The organism is Vibrio neptunius (genome assembly GCF_000967495.1).
Taxonomy (GTDB): domain Bacteria; phylum Pseudomonadota; class Gammaproteobacteria; order Enterobacterales; family Vibrionaceae; genus Vibrio; species Vibrio neptunius.
In genome coordinates, this window is record NZ_JXXU01000022.1 from 1 (window position 1) to 14,548 (window position 14,548).

Sequence of the window (14,548 nt, forward strand, 5' to 3'; positions counted from 1 at the left end):
GGATGCGGGATGCGGGAAAATTATGCAGGGTTGGTACATTGTAGCAACCCTTGTCATTTCAATAGATTAAACAGTCAGCCTCGAGAGAGAGGTACGAACGAGTTGGGGATCTCTTAATGCGAGTCGAATGTAATCAGAGATTCCCTACTCGCTCCTTCGTCGCTCTATGGAATGACCAAAAAGAAGCTTTTTCTTTCTATCAGGGCGAAGCCCGATCCAGTTATCCCGCAACGAAGTGTTCCATAGGGCAACGCCCGTTCCATTAGTGAAGCGATCCATAGGACGAAGTCCGTTCCCACTTCTCAGGCAAAGCCTGCCTTTAAAGCTTACGTAAACCCGCTAGCGCCTTCTCCAACTTTACTTCCATTGGCGCACTCACTTCCATCAACTCGTCATTGGATGGGTGTTTGAATTTAATATTAGCGGCATGAAGAAACAGTCGGTCTAACCCAACTTTTCCTGTGTAAGCATCAAAGCGTCGATCACCATAACGGTCGTCCCAAGCAATAGGATGGCCAGTATACTGAGTATGGACACGGATTTGATGTGTACGTCCTGTTATTGGACTGGCCTGAATCAAAGTAGCCTCAGCGAACTTTTCAATAATCTTAAAACGTGTCTCAGAAGGCTTACCCTGAGAGTTGACACGGACGATGCTGTTCACTTCATTTTTCAATAGTGGTGCGTTTACAACCTTACAACTACTCTTCCACTGCCCCATCACTAACGCGAAATAGTATTTCTGCACGGTTTTCTCACGAAACTGAGCTTGTAGATGACGCAGCGCTGAGCGCTTTTTCGCAACCAAAAGGATTCCTGAAGTATCACGATCAATACGATGTACTAGTTCAAGAAAACGAGCTTGCGGCCTCAGTGCTCGTAAAGCTTCAATCGCACCAAATTTAAGCCCGCTTCCTCCGTGAACTGCCGTGCCCGAAGGTTTATTGAGGATAAGCATATGTTCATCTTCATGGATGATCATATGTTCTAGCTCAGCGACTTTAATCAATTTGGTACTCGGTGCGACTTCGTCTTGCTTCTCTTCAATCGTGACTGGAGGAATTCTGACCAAATCCCCCGCCTTCAATTTATATTCAGCTTTAATTCGTTTTTTGTTTACGCGTACTTCTCCCTTGCGCAAGATCCGATAAACCATGCTTTTAGGGATAGTTTTAAGTTGGTTACGTAAGAAGTTATCGATACGCTGACCAGCCATATCTTCGTCGATATCGACAAATTGGACTTTAGTTCTAATTTCGCTCATTTCGATATTCTACCATTCTAGTTCACATTTTCTAGGTGACGATTTGGTAAATCTCTTTCTAAGAATGAGTTTCTGTTACGCTACGAATAAAAATTCACCAACATATTTACAATTCTCAAAAACCATCAAACAAATCTTTTAAATACAGCGCTTTACAAAAATAAAAAATGGGTTTTTTAGCGTTTTATAATAAAGCAGATTGCTGACTTTAATGGGTACTGCTATAGTTCACACCTGCAATGGATGATTAGGTTGCATTTTAAACAAACCTATTCATTTTTGAGCAAGACATTGAGTAGCCGCTAATTTAACAAAATGCAGCACATGGCGTAAGACATTTTCGGAGTTAGTACAACTTGTTGCCCTACTCAAAAATCTTTCATGTTGAGTATTATCCGCCATCATTGCGGCTTACAAGCCAAAATTGTTTGTAAGACTGACGTGCCCAAAGAGCATCCCTCCAGCCGGGAGGCTGCACAAATTTAAGCCATGGGATCAGGCACCGTGAAAGATACATTAAGGCAGCAAGACAACATAGAATGACAACGAGATTTATCAATGAAAAGAATGCTAATCAACGCAACTCAAAAAGAAGAGTTGCGTGTTGCTTTGGTTGATGGTCAGCGCTTATATGATTTAGATATCGAAAGCCCAGGCCACGAATCGAAAAAAGCAAACATCTACAAAGGACGTATTACTCGCATCGAACCAAGTCTGGAAGCAGCTTTTGTCGATTACGGTGCAGAGCGACACGGTTTCCTTCCTCTAAAAGAAATTGCCCGCGAATACTTTCCTGAAGGTTACACTTACCAAGGTCGCCCAAGCATTAAAGAGGTGCTGACTGAAGGTCAAGAAGTAATTGTTCAAGTAGAGAAAGAAGAACGTGGCAGCAAAGGGGCAGCCCTCACGACTTTTGTTTCTCTTGCAGGTAGTTACCTTGTTCTGATGCCAAATAACCCTCGTGCAGGTGGCATTTCTCGCCGAATCGAAGGGGATGAGCGTACGCAACTGAAAGCGGCATTGAGCACTCTAGAACTGCCACAAGGTATGGGGCTTATTGTCCGTACGGCGGGTGTAGGAAAGAGCGCCGAAGAACTTGAATGGGACTTGAATGTTCTCCTCAACCATTGGGGCGCTATCAAACAAGCTTCTGAGGCGAACCCAGCTCCTTTCCTTATCCATCAAGAAAGTAACGTTATCGTTCGTGCTATTCGCGATTACTTACGTCGTGATATCGGTGAAATTCTGATTGATAGCAATACTATCTTTGAACGCGCTCTAGAACACATCCGCCTTGTTCGTCCTGACTTTGTTAACCGAGTCAAGAAACACGACGGTGAGGTGCCCCTATTTAGTCATTACCAAATTGAAAGTCAGATTGAATCGGCTTTCCAACGTGAAGTGCGTCTACCCTCTGGTGGTTCAATTGTCATCGATCCAACAGAAGCTCTGACCTCTATCGATATCAACTCTGCCCGTGCAACGAAAGGCGGCGATATCGAAGAGACGGCATTGAACACCAACCTTGAAGCGGCCGATGAAATTGCTCGCCAACTTCGTCTTCGTGATCTAGGTGGCCTTGTCGTTATCGACTTTATTGATATGACGCCGGTACGCCATCAACGCGAGGTTGAGAATCGTCTGCGTGACGCTGTTCGTCTTGATCGTGCTCGTGTTCAAATCGGTCGTATCTCGCGCTTTGGCCTGTTAGAAATGTCGCGTCAGCGTTTGAGTCCTTCTCTAGCTGAAGCAAGTCACCACATTTGCCCTCGCTGTAGCGGTACTGGTGTCGTTCGCGATAATGAATCTCTTGCCCTCTCTGTTCTTCGTTTGATAGAAGAAGAAGCACTGAAAGACAATACTGCGCAAGTTCTGGCTGTGGTTCCTGTCCCGATTGCATCTTACCTTCTGAATGAAAAACGTCGTTCAATCAACCATATTGAACGTACTCAAGAAGCTAAGATCACTGTGGTTCCTAACTCAGATATGGAAACGCCACATTTTGAAGTGATTCGAGTACGTGAAGGTGAAGAGTTCGATCTGCTTTCTTACCTAGTTCCTAAAAAGCTCGATGCGATGAAGGAAGCAGAAGGTAAAGAGCCAGTAGAGCAAGAAGTCAAAGCGAAGAAGATTGAAGAGCCTGCCCTAAAAGGCTTCGCATCACCTACCCAGTCTGCACCTGCTCCAGCGAAACCTGTCGCTAAAAAAGCGCCTGAGAAGAAAGCGAAAGCTGACACTGAAACGGCTCAACCTGGACTCGTAAACCGCATCTTTAAAGCACTAGGCAGCTTCCTATTTGGTTCAGCTAAAGAAGAAGAGAAGCAAGAAGAACAGAAGCCTAAAGAGCGTAAAGAGGGTAACCGCAACAATCGTAACCGCCGTAACCGTAACGACAACCGTCGTCGTGGCAATCGCGATAATCGAAACGACAACCGTGACGATAAGCGCGATAACAGACGTGATAACAAGCGTGACGAAGCTGCGAATGAAGCGAAGCCTAATGAACGTAAACAGCAAAACCGTAAACCTAAGCAAGATCGCCGTAACAAACGCGATGATGCGAAGCCAAACAAAGTTGCTGAAGAAGGTCTGAAACTAGCGGCTGACGCTCAACAGACTGACAAACCTGAAGCGCGCAAAGAGCGAGCGGAAGAGAAAGCCGCTAAAGTGAAAGAACGTCGTCAACGCCGCAAGCTATCTAAGCAAGTACGAGTCAAAGACCAAGCTGCAAAAGCGAAAGCGGATGAAGATGCGAAGCAAGTTACTACAGAAGCAAAAGCTGAAGCGGTAGAAGAGCATACAGTAGCTACGGATGTGGAAGAGGCTGAACAACCAAAACAACGCCGTAATCGCCGCTCTCCACGTCATCTGCGTGCGAGCGGTCAGCGCCGTCGTCGTGGTCGCGATCGTCGTCCTAACCCATTCCGCTTACGCAAAGGTGGCGTTGCTTCACCTGAAATGGCAATGGGTAAAGTCATGCCGAGCTACGGTATCTCTAAACCAGAGCCGAAGCACAAAGCGAAAGCTGAACAGGCTGCGGCTCCAGAAGTGACTACTTCAGCACTTGGTGGATTTGCTTGTCCTGAAATGGCCATGGGTAAAGTGATTGTTCGTCGACCAGCATCAGTGGTTGAGCCTGTAGTTGAGCAAACCGTACCTGTAGAAGCAACTCAGTTAGCGGAAACGCCTGTTACTGAACAAGTCCAAGCATCGACAGAAACTGCGCAAGAGAAGACTGTTCGAGAAGCGGTTACAGCAACTGAAGTGACTGTAAGCTCTGACATCGTTGTGCCGAAGGCATTTAAAGGTCATGCCTCTGCCCCTATGGCAAAAGCCCCAGGCACCACAGAGATGAAAGATATTACTGTGATTGCTGCGCCTTTCCGAGAAGATCGATACCTGTCAAAAGGAGCAGGTAGCCAAGTCGCTAGCAATAAAGCCAGCGCTGCAATGGCAAAACCTCAAAACTTTTAGCCAGGTTTGATGAAAATAAAAACAGCCCCATGACGGGGCTGTTTTTTTGTGTGTATTCAGTGAAGAGCATGACGACTCTCACTATTTGTCACAAATATTAGCCAATACCTGCTTCATTGTTGAACTTAATCACACTTTTAGGTAGCATTCGCCGACTCGATCTGAATCATTTGTTTGGTTTTCAGTGCTCTTTTACATCGCATTTTGCTTACATGAAAACTAAGCTAGAACCTATACGACAAACTTTCGTTCTCTGATATTCAGAATTACCGTAAACATTTAGCATAACTGAGCAAGCATGTTTGAATTTCCTCAATTTTCAAAACACTCTGTAAAAAATGACGTGTTATCTGGCCTGACCGTTGCTTTAGCCTTGGTTCCTGAAGCCGTTGCTTTTGCGTTCGTTGCAGGTGTTGACCCTATGGTTGGTCTATACGCTGCATTCATTGTTGGCCTTATCACCTCCATCTTTGGCGGGCGTCCAGGTATGATCTCGGGCGCAACAGGTGCAATGGCTGTCGTAATGGTCTCTCTCGTAGCATCACACGGCGTCCAGTATCTTTTTGCCGCCATATTACTGGCCGGTATCTTTCAGGTAACCGCTGGCCTATTTAAGTTAGGTAAATTCATCCGCATCGTGCCACATCCTGTTATGATCGGCTTCGTCAACGGTTTAGCGATTGTTATTTTCCTAGCTCAGCTTGGTCAGTTCAAAGCGCCGGACATTAACGGTATGCTAACTTGGCTACCTCAAGATCAGATGATATTGATGCTGGGTTTAGTCGCACTAACGATGGCGATTATTCACTTCTTACCAAAGTTCACTACCGCAGTTCCTTCTTCCTTAGTAGCGATCGTTACTGTAACCGCTTTGGTTGTAGGCTTAGATCTAGAAACACGTACCGTTGTTGATTTCCTACGCACTATGTCTGGTGATGATGCTGCGACGCTGGCAGGTTCACTACCAACGTTTTCTATCCCAGCAGTCCCGCTAACGCTAGAAACGCTACAAATTATCCTTCCGTACGCTCTCATTCTTGCCGCAATTGGTCTGATTGAGTCTCTGCTTACACTGACAGTTTTAGATGAAATGACGAACACTCGTGGTCAGTCAAACCGTGAATGTATTGGTCAGGGAATGGCAAACATGACATGTTCCGTGTTTGGCGCTATGGGTGGCTGTGCGATGATTGGTCAGTCGATGATCAACGTTAACTCAGGGGGCCGCGGTCGTTTGTCGGGTATTGTAGCAGCCTCTGCACTGCTGATATTTATCCTTTTCGCTTCTTCACTTATCGAAATGATCCCACTAGCGGCACTCGTCGGTGTAATGTTCATGGTGGTGATCGGTACTTTCGAGTGGGCAACATTCAAACTGGCTCGTCGCGTACCAAAGCAAGACTTCTTTGTAATCGTACTAGTAACGGTCGTAACAGTAATGACCGACCTTGCTATTGCCGTCTTTGTTGGTGTTATTGCTTCTGCTCTGATGTTTGCTTGGCAACACGCTAAACACATCTATGCCGATACAAGTATCAACGCAGAAGGTTCTAAAGAGTACAAAATTCACGGCCCTGTATTCTTCGGTTCAGTAGCCAACTTCCTTGAAATTTTCGATGCGCATGAAGATCCAAGTGATGTTATCGTCGATTTCGCAGATTCACGTGTAACCGACCACTCAGCTATCGAAGCTATCGAAACACTGGCCGAGCGTTACTCTGCTCAGGGCAAGACACTTCATTTACGCCACCTAAGCCCAGATTGTCGTAAGCTCCTCGATAAGGCAGGCAGCTTGGTAGAGATTAACGTAAAAGAAGATCCAAGCTACAAAGTCGCCACTGATGTACTTGCGGGTTAATTTGCTTGTGGGTTAAATAAATAAAAAGGGCTTCCATTGGGAAGCCCTTTTTATTTATCATTAATTATTATAGTAATTTGTTGAGTTTGTCACCCATCAGATCCAAACGCCAACTCTGCATCACATCAGGTAAAGTGGATGGATCACGATCTTTCTTCCACACCCAGCTCATCAACTGATTTAATTGTTTCTTGGATGCTAAAAACTCTGTCGCAAGCCCAGACGCCTGAGAGGCTTTTTTCACTTCATCTTTAAGGGTTTTAAATTTCTGCTTGTAGCCTGGCATATCCATCAAACGCTCAATTTTAGCCGGATACTCATCAACAGGCGTCATTTTGGCTGATTTAACAATAGAGATAATACGTGCGCTGTGGCGTTGCACAGAACGAATATCGAGACCTTCCTGTTCCATTCTTTGTTTGTTCTGTAAGCCTAAGCGCGCAACAAGCAGCAGATCATTCTCTTTAAAGATAAAGTTCAGTGCTAGGTCACGGCGAATTGCTTCTTTGAAACGCCAGGTGGCAAGTGGTTTTAATATCGCTAACTCACTCGGTTTTAGCTGCCAAGCACCCTTAATATCCAAATAAGCTTTTTCAGGATCAAGTGATTTGATGCGTTTGGTTGCAAGCAAGTCACTTTCTTGCTGAGCGGCTTCCCACCAGCCAGCTTGAATAATATCTTCAAGTAGTTTTTCATATAAAGGAAATAGGTAGTGGACGTCTGCTGCGGCGTAGTCGAGTTGTTTGTCGGTTAATGGTCTTGCAAGCCAGTCTGTACGCGACTCACTTTTATCCAGTTCTACACCAAGATAAGATTCGACCAAAGAAGCGAAACCCGTTGACAGGCCATGACCTAAAAATGCCGCCATCAATTGAGTGTCTACCATAGGATACGGTAGGCAATCAAAGCTGTTGTTAAACACTTCTAAGTCTTCACCACACGCGTGTAAAACCTTTAACACGGATGTGTCCTTGAGAAGGTGGACAAACGCGGTCATGTCATCAATGACTGTTGGATCAATCAAAGAAAGTGTTTCACCATCAAATAACTGAATAAGACCAAGCTGGGGGTGGTAGGTTCGTGTTCGGACAAACTCAGTGTCAAGCATAACAACATCTGTGCCTCTAGCTTGTTCACACACTTTTTCTAGCTGATCTGGACGGGTAATGATTTGATAATTCACAAAGTTCTCACTGTGACTGATGGGGTCTACAAATAAAAATGCCGACTAGTATTGGTCGGCATTTTAACATTAAACACTTGGCTGTGCTTATTTTTAACTTTAGCTAGCCTTGGCTAACTTTGCATCATTCTCTTCGCGCAGGACACGGCGCAATATTTTACCGACATTAGTTTTAGGTAATTCATCTTTAAATTCAACTAGCTTAGGAACTTTATAGCCCGTCAAGTGCTGACGACAATGGGCTATGAGCTCATCTTTCGTCAAGCTTGGATCACGTTTAACTACATAGATCTTGACCAGTTCACCTGAGACTTCATGAGGTTGGCCAATGGCTGCAACTTCCATTACTTTGCCATGCAGTGCCACCACATCTTCAATCTCATTTGGATATACATTGAAGCCTGACACCAAAATCATGTCCTTCTTACGGTCCACAATGTGAATCAGACCCTGATCATCGAACTTAACGATATCCCCTGTAGACAACCACCCTTCACTATTGATGACTTCTTTGCTGGCTTCGGGCCTTTGCCAGTAACCTTGCATGACCTGAGGGCCACGAACCTGCAGTTCACCGACTTCGGTATTTGGCAACGGCTTCCCTTCGTCATCAACAATACGAACTTCAGTGGAGGGGACAGGCAAACCAATTGCTCCTGTATACTCGATGAGGTCGTAGGGGTTAACTGTCACCAAAGGAGAACATTCGGTGAGACCATAACCTTCTAATAGGTGTACGCCAGTTGTCTTCTTCCACTGCTCAGCAACTGCACGTTGAACGGCCATTCCGCCACCTACCGCCAACTTTAGATTGCTAAAGTCCAGCTCATGGAAATCTTCATTGTTGACCAAGGCATTGAACAGCGTGTTGACACCGGTAATTGCAGTGAACGGACACTTTTGTAGTTCTTTGACAAAACCTGGGATATCTCTCGGGTTAGTAATTAGCAGGTTGCGTCCACCCAGTTCAAGGAACAATAGGCAGTTCACCGTCAAAGCAAATACGTGGTAAAGAGGCAGCGCGGTCACAACCACTTCTCTACCTTCTTTTAGTACCGGCCCGTACATTCCTTTGGCCTGCAAAATGTTTGCTATCATATTGCTATGAGTTAGGATGGCACCTTTCGCAACCCCTGTCGTACCACCTGTGTACTGAAGGAAAGCTATGTCATCGCCAGACATGAAAGGTTTCACGTATTGTAAACGTCGACCTTTATGCAAAGCCTTACGCATTGAAATCGCCCCGGGCAGATCATACTTCGGCACCATACCTTTCACGTACTTAACCACAAAGTCGACCAAGGTGCCCTTTGCGCGCGGAAGCATTTGACCCAAACTGGTCAATACGACATGCTTAACCGGAGTATTGTCTACGATTTGCTCTAATGTGTTAGCAAAGTTAGATACGATCACAATGGCTTTCGCACCAGAATCATTTAGCTGATGTTCAAGTTCGCGCGGTGTGTACAGAGGGTTGACATTGACAGCAATCAATCCTGCGCGCAAAACACCGAACAATGCCACTGGGTATTGAAGAAGATTTGGCATCATCAAAGCGACACGATCGCCCTTTTTCAGCTTAAGTTCGTTTTGCAGGTAAGCGGCAAAAGCACGGCTGCGCTCTTCAAGCTTACGAAATGTCATTACCGAGCCCATATTCATAAAGGCAGGTTGGTCAGCATATTTCTGTACTGACTGTTCAAACATTTCCACCAATGACGGATATTGATCTGGGTTGATATGCTCAGGCACATCACTTGGATAACGTGATAACCAAGGTTTATCCACGGTAATACTCCTCGAATTAAGCTGACTGTTGTCGACGAAACGCCGTGATTTTATTGACGTCCATTACAACACAGGCAAAGAACTTGAGCACGAAAGACTCAAACACTTGTTTAAATTTTGTTAACTAAGCCAAAAATTAGGTCAGATACTCTAGAAGGGACTTGCAGATGACAGTGATGTCCTCCCTCAACCGTAAAAATTTCGGTCGAATTGGGACTATCATTCGGTGTCTTCTGCAAATGGGGAAAACCTTGTTCGCCTAGCACCACAATCTGCGGACAGGAGATCTGCCGCCTGATTGATTGCGCATGCTCAAATGACATTCGATACAAAGACTGGCTTTGCAATTTCTCATCATGACGCCATACCCAGCCATCGTTGGTCTTTACCAACCCTCTCTTGACTATGGGTCTGATAAGTTCACAAGCAATTTGATTCACCTTTGCTCTAACATCAATAGCAATGGTATCTGATTCAAATGCCCTAGTTGGCTTACTGCGTATCCTTTGACGACTCAAAACGCCTTCTCTCAACCGAGAAACCGTTTCGCTCTCTTCTTCCGCCAATGGCCCACGCCCTTCTATCTGAACCAATCCATTGATCTGCTCAGGAAAGGCGGCACTATAGCAACTTGCAATCAAAGCACCAAGAGAATGTCCTACCAGCACGAGTCTGTTTGTCGATAAGTTAGCCAGAAACTGATAAACATCGTCAATGTAGTCATGAAATGAGTAGAAATTACTACCGGACTTGTGACTAGAATGGCCATGACCGGGCAAATCAATCGCGCACAAATGCAGTTCTGGCGCGGATTGATGCAGCTCTTGCATCAAAGATTCAAAGCTAGCAGCGTTGTCCAACCAGCCATGAAGAAAAACAATAGAGCAATCCGCTGCCTGGCTGTATCCGTATTCAATAGCGGCTATGAAGCCATCTGCTAAGGGGTAACGAGTGTCTCTTCGGGTCATTTAACTTCTTGAACCACCTTGCCATGTTTAGTTCCGCGGGTGAGGTCACGACAATATAAACTGCGGCAAGGATACATCGAGGGCCCGAAGTCATTGTGAACAATCACGCGCTCTTCTATCCGCCACAGATGGTAACTCTTGATATCCATAGCAGGGAAGTCATAGCGATAGTCACCCACTTTGGCGATTTCAGTACCACGGCTATCACCGAGTAAAGTAATCAATCGCCCTTTTGAGAGTGTTACCGGATCCGCAAAGCCATTGATATATCCAACGAATCGACCTTGCGGTTCTTGGTCAATATCAGGCTTGCCATTCGAGCCGATTGGTAAATTCACGATCTCCACTCGTGTCTTATCTTTCAGATTAGTCACGCTAGCAATAACCCCCCCCAAACGTAACTCCTGCGCTTGTGATGCTGAAGCTTGCCAGCGAGAGTAGTCCGTTTGTAGAGCTGGATTATCTGACGCAAGATTTTCTGGAAGCGTACTACAGGCTGTAAGTGTAGCCAAAACACTAACCATAGAAAGGAGTTTAAAAACACGTGGTATCATAAGAGCTTAACCAAAAGAATTAGATATAAATATCGACACCTAACAGCTGCGATAGTTCATCACGCTTAGACTGATTCATCACATTCATATACTCTTCCATCGCTTTACGACCCTGTCCTTCAGGCAAATCGTATTGCACTTGAGCTTTATGGATGTCTGACTCGTTTACCTGACGGATAGAATGAGCCACCGCATTGGCGACTTTCGAAGGTCGGCCAACGGATGACTGACCCTGAGATTTTTTTACCTCATTCTTTTTTCCAGTTTTATTGGCCTTATTCGGCCCCGGAACCGAAGGAGGTAATCCATTAATCGAAACCATACTATCCGTCTAATTTCACCTTATTCTCTGCCTGGCAATTTCTTCCATGCAACGGTATCACGCAGATACACAGGACTCGCATCCTCTACCGTCAAAGTGTTACCCTTTTCCCACTCGAGTTTAGCCAATGCCACGATATCTTCCGCATCGGGGAAAAGAACTTCTCCTGCAGAGACTTCAAATTTCAGCTCCGCTAGCGCTTCATGATACGCTTCCCAACCCGTTCCTGCAGTCAGCCAACGTTGCTCGTCACTTTGGCTATTTTCAGACAAAACCGCCGGAGGAATAACACATTCGGCATCAGTAGCAATCCAAATGCCATCTTCTTGACGCACAAAACGACCCCAGTAGACTTCGCTCATTCGCGCGTCAATCGCACACGCCACGTGGCTCACACCATGTTTACGGTAACTACCTTGAGCCATGGCTTGCAATGTTGAAACACCAATCATAGGCAGATCAGCACCAAATGCTAAACCTTGTGCAATACCAATGCCAATGCGGACACCTGTAAAACTGCCCGGTCCACGACCAAACGCGAGCGCGTCAAGTTCAGCCAGAGTGATCCCCGCTTCTTTCAGCACTTCGTCTACCATCGGGAGGATCTTTTTAGTGTGGTCTCGTGGTGCTACTTCACTACGAACATAGATCTGGTCATTAACTAGCAACGCAACAGAGCAGTTCTCTGTTGCCGTGTCTAAGGCAAGAATTTTTGCACTCATTGAATTCTCTGATTATTCGGTTGTTTGTGAAATTTTTTTAAGGAAATCCTGCACTAGCCCCAAGTCCCGTGTTCTGGGAATTGGAGGTAAGCTGGCAAGAAATACGCCGCCATATTCGCGTGTCACTAAACGATTGTCACAAATGATCAACGCACCTTTGTCTTTTTTATCTCGGATTAAGCGACCAACCCCTTGCTTAAGGGTAATCACGGCATCCGGTATCTGGACCTGTGAAAATGGGTCCCCACCTTTAAGCTGGCAATCTTCTATCCGCGCTTTAAGTAGCGGGTCGTCGGGTGCTGTGAAAGGTAATTTATCGATAATAACACAGCTCAGTGTGTCACCTCTAACATCAATACCTTCCCAAAATGCACCTGTCGCCACCAGCAAAGCATTACCCAGTTCCATAAACTCTGCCAGTGTTTTTTGTTTACTGGTTTCACCTTGCATTAGCACTGGAATGCTCAAACGCTCACGGAACCTCTCACCGAGTTCCCGCATCATGCTATGCGAGGTACAAAGGAAAAAACAGCGCCCCTGATTCTGCTCAATCAAAGGGCCGAGCATGCGAACAAGCTTATCCGCCATACCCGGACTATTCGGCTCAGGAAGGTAACGCGGCACACATAACCTTGCCTGACTCTGATAGTCAAATGGACTTGGCAAAGACATTTCCGTCTGAGGTTTTAGACCCAACCGAGAAGTAAAATGACCGAAATCCCCTTTTACACCTAAAGTAGCGGAAGTAAATACCCACGCCCCTTGCTTTAACTCGATCTGTTCCTGAAACTTGTCTGATACCGAAAGCGGGGTGATATGAAGGCTAAAATGACGCGGAGTCGTATCGTACCAGTAAGAGTACCCCGTAATGGAAACCTCACAAACTCGTTCCAGTCTCGCTTGAATTGTGCAGGCTCGTTCATACGCCGTATCCAACAGTTGGCTCCGACCTAATGCTAATTTGAGTACTTCGAGACAAAAATCCAGCGACTCACGTAATCTTTCTAGTTCTCTGGCAATTGAGGGAGATTGAATCGCTTCACGCCAGTTACCTCGGAAACCTGGTTCACCGAGGGCAATTCTTAAGTCCATCGCAGTTTGCAGCAATTTCTCGCTGATCTTCTGCAATTGGCGCATGTCTTTTGCTTCGGTGCGATAACCTATTTCAATATCCTTACAAAGCTCCTGAATCTGACGGCTAGAGAGAGACTGACCAAAGTACTGACTGGCAATATCAGGTAACTGGTGAGCTTCGTCGAAGATAAACACTTCCGCTTCTGGTATCAGCTCCCCAAACCCCGTTTCTTTTATCGCTAAATCGGCCAAAAATAGATGATGATTGACGACCACAACGTCCGCATCCATGGCTTTTTTGCGAGCCTTAAGAACAAAACAGTCTTGATAACTTGGACACTCTTTACCTAAGCAATTGTCGTTGGTTGAAGTAATCGTTGGGATAACTGGGCTGTCTTCTGCGATTTCGTCACAATCGCCTAAATCCCCAGTTTTGGTCTCACTCGCCCATGAGCGGACTTTGATCAGCTGGCTGAGCAGCGCTGGATCCGCATGATGCCCATGACTTTCAACCATTTGTCGACTAAGACGGTCAAGACACAAGTAGTTTGCTCGCCCCTTAAGTAACGCCACTTGACCGTAAAAGCCCAGTGCGTCCGTCATCAAGGGTAAATCACGATGAAACAACTGTTCTTGGAGGTTTTTCGAACCGGTACTAATGATAGTTTTTTTACCACTCAGTAGTGCAGGAACCAGATAAGCGAAGGTTTTCCCTGTGCCGGTTCCGGCTTCAATAACGACTTGCTGGTCACTTTTAATTGCTTTAACTACAGATTCAGCCATATCAAGCTGAGCCTGTCGGGGTTGGAACCCAGGAATCGCTTTACCTAGAGCACCATCTGCTGAGAACGTTTTCGAGATCATCAAGTAGTGTAATTTGAATCGGATTAGGTTACGAACGAGGGATTATGGCAGGTTTAGAGACTGGGCGCGAATGCAAATCGGATCCGCGCCAGTAGGCTACGTTATTGATGTGCAAGTTTGTGTTAGCGACGGTTGAGATAACGTGATAACCACGCTGGGCCAGAAAACTCGTTGTGACTGTCCATCATGACACGAGCGGCTTCACTAGGCGACGCTTTGCTTTCCCACATTTCATTAAGCAGCTCTTCATTCATCTCGTGGTCACCGAGAAGCGCACTGACTCTCTCGGAATACAACTTACGTGCGAGTAGATCTTTATCCATACGAACCACCTGTCTTGCTAAAAGCTGACAATTTTTGAACAAATTCGCCGAGCTAATCGGTTAACTCGGATTAATTGTTGAAACCTTTTTAATATTAGTTTAATTGTAGCTTCCATATTGTGGAGCGCTTCACCGTTCGACGCTCGGCAAAAAT

11 protein-coding genes are annotated in these 14,548 nt (G+C 45.7%); 2 read left to right on the plus strand and 9 right to left on the minus strand.

Annotated elements, in window-relative coordinates:
• Positions 1-319: 319 nt before the first annotated feature.
• Positions 320-1,264, minus strand: coding sequence for a 23S rRNA pseudouridine(955/2504/2580) synthase RluC (rluC, locus tag TW84_RS08390; protein WP_045975215.1), 945 nt, complete (start codon positions 1,262-1,264; stop codon positions 320-322).
• Between the two features lie 558 nt (positions 1,265-1,822).
• On the opposite strand from rluC, the gene rne reads away from it, so the two are divergent.
• Positions 1,823-4,738: a ribonuclease E gene (gene rne / locus TW84_RS08395; protein ID WP_045975216.1), complete on the plus strand. Its 2,916-nt coding sequence runs from the start codon at positions 1,823-1,825 to the stop codon at positions 4,736-4,738.
• Positions 4,739-5,036: 298 nt separating this feature from the next.
• Positions 5,037-6,596 (plus strand): SulP family inorganic anion transporter, encoded by a 1,560-nt coding sequence (locus tag TW84_RS08400; protein WP_045975217.1) that lies wholly within the window; start codon positions 5,037-5,039, stop codon positions 6,594-6,596.
• A gap of 67 nt (positions 6,597-6,663) precedes the next feature.
• Here the strand turns inward: TW84_RS08400 and rnd are convergent, their stop codons facing one another.
• The 8 genes from rnd to TW84_RS08440 form a co-directional block, all read right to left on the minus strand.
• A complete protein-coding gene (gene rnd, locus TW84_RS08405; RefSeq protein WP_045975218.1) occupies positions 6,664-7,779 on the minus strand; it encodes a ribonuclease D in 1,116 nt (371 codons plus the stop codon).
• A gap of 99 nt (positions 7,780-7,878) precedes the next feature.
• A complete protein-coding gene (gene fadD / locus TW84_RS08410; RefSeq protein ID WP_045975219.1) occupies positions 7,879-9,567 on the minus strand; it encodes a long-chain-fatty-acid--CoA ligase FadD in 1,689 nt (562 codons plus the stop codon).
• Between the two features lie 110 nt (positions 9,568-9,677).
• Positions 9,678-10,535 carry an alpha/beta fold hydrolase gene (locus tag TW84_RS08415; protein ID WP_045975220.1) on the minus strand — a complete coding sequence of 286 codons (858 nt, stop codon included), beginning with the start codon at positions 10,533-10,535 and terminating at the stop codon, positions 9,678-9,680.
• Positions 10,532-11,089 (minus strand): Slp family lipoprotein, encoded by a 558-nt coding sequence (locus TW84_RS08420; protein WP_045975221.1) that lies wholly within the window; start codon positions 11,087-11,089, stop codon positions 10,532-10,534. The genes TW84_RS08415 and TW84_RS08420 overlap by 4 nt, the downstream gene beginning before the upstream one ends.
• Positions 11,090-11,108: 19 nt before the next feature.
• Positions 11,109-11,411: a hypothetical protein gene (locus tag TW84_RS08425; RefSeq protein WP_045975222.1), complete on the minus strand. Its 303-nt coding sequence runs from the start codon at positions 11,409-11,411 to the stop codon at positions 11,109-11,111.
• 20 nt (positions 11,412-11,431) lie between these two features.
• Positions 11,432-12,133 carry a tRNA (adenosine(37)-N6)-threonylcarbamoyltransferase complex dimerization subunit type 1 TsaB gene (tsaB, locus tag TW84_RS08430; protein WP_045975223.1) on the minus strand — a complete coding sequence of 234 codons (702 nt, stop codon included), beginning with the start codon at positions 12,131-12,133 and terminating at the stop codon, positions 11,432-11,434.
• A 12-nt stretch (positions 12,134-12,145) separates the two neighbouring features.
• A complete protein-coding gene (locus tag TW84_RS08435) occupies positions 12,146-14,071 on the minus strand; it encodes a DNA repair helicase YoaA (protein WP_045975224.1) in 1,926 nt (641 codons plus the stop codon).
• Between the two features lie 122 nt (positions 14,072-14,193).
• The gene (locus tag TW84_RS08440) at positions 14,194-14,394 is read right to left on the minus strand and encodes a hypothetical protein (RefSeq protein WP_045975225.1); all 201 of its coding nucleotides are present in this window, start codon (positions 14,392-14,394) and stop codon (positions 14,194-14,196) included.
• Positions 14,395-14,548: the final 154 nt, after the last annotated feature.

What these genes read in the sequence shown, in the direction of transcription:
- TW84_RS08425 (WP_045975222.1), bottom strand. Translation starts at nt 11,411, where the DNA reads ATGGTTTCGATTAATGGATTACCTCCTTCGGTTCCGGGGCCGAATAAG.
- TW84_RS08415 (WP_045975220.1), bottom strand. Translation starts at nt 10,535, where the DNA reads ATGACCCGAAGAGACACTCGTTACCCCTTAGCAGATGGCTTCATAGCC.
- TW84_RS08435 (WP_045975224.1), bottom strand. Translation starts at nt 14,071, where the DNA reads ATGATCTCGAAAACGTTCTCAGCAGATGGTGCTCTAGGTAAAGCGATT.
- TW84_RS08440 (WP_045975225.1), bottom strand. Translation starts at nt 14,394, where the DNA reads ATGGATAAAGATCTACTCGCACGTAAGTTGTATTCCGAGAGAGTCAGT.
- rluC (WP_045975215.1), bottom strand. Translation starts at nt 1,264, where the DNA reads ATGAGCGAAATTAGAACTAAAGTCCAATTTGTCGATATCGACGAAGAT.
- TW84_RS08400 (WP_045975217.1), top strand. Translation starts at nt 5,037, where the DNA reads ATGTTTGAATTTCCTCAATTTTCAAAACACTCTGTAAAAAATGACGTG.
- TW84_RS08420 (WP_045975221.1), bottom strand. Translation starts at nt 11,089, where the DNA reads ATGATACCACGTGTTTTTAAACTCCTTTCTATGGTTAGTGTTTTGGCT.
- rne (WP_045975216.1), top strand. Translation starts at nt 1,823, where the DNA reads ATGAAAAGAATGCTAATCAACGCAACTCAAAAAGAAGAGTTGCGTGTT.
- tsaB (WP_045975223.1), bottom strand. Translation starts at nt 12,133, where the DNA reads ATGAGTGCAAAAATTCTTGCCTTAGACACGGCAACAGAGAACTGCTCT.